This window comes from Gilliamella bombi, from assembly GCF_900103255.1.
Classification (GTDB): domain Bacteria; phylum Pseudomonadota; class Gammaproteobacteria; order Enterobacterales; family Orbaceae; genus Gilliamella; species Gilliamella bombi.
Map to the genome: position 1 here is coordinate 1 of NZ_FMWS01000084.1, position 514 is coordinate 514.

Sequence of the window (514 nt, forward strand, 5' to 3'; positions counted from 1 at the left end):
ATCTTGTGCTTCGCCTTTATAATAATAGCTTAAATAAGTCATAGTTTGGTAATAACCTTGTATAGAATCTTTTATTAGGTATTGTTCTTTTAATGGTGTAATTTCACCCACTGTTTCACCTAATACAATTGACCAAGTTGGTCGTTGCCAACTATACATTGATCCAATCCCATTCCTAAAATACAGTCGGTAAATATTATTAAAAAATTTAAACTTTTCAATAATATAATCTTCATCACTAGAGTCCGTTATTTGAAATTTTTCTCGGCGTGGTTTTTTATAATCTTCAATTTTAGCTTTAAGTGAGTATTTTTTATAATTTTCGTTAGTTTCAATACGCCAGATAACATCTTCTAGATTGTTATCAGGCATAACACGAAAAGCCTGCACTAAAGTGTCAAAACCTTTAGGTACATCTTGCTCAGTGCCAAGTCCTTGCATATACATAAAGGCCAGTGTTTTAAGCGCTGGTGCGCAGTTTTGTTTAGCGGCTTTTTGGTATAACTCAAAGGCT

Annotated in this window: 1 pseudogene; it reads right to left on the reverse strand. The window is 32.9% G+C overall.

From position 1 onward, the window contains the following. Positions 1 to 514, reverse strand: a pseudogene (locus B9N71_RS12075) (sel1 repeat family protein); the annotation flags it as partial.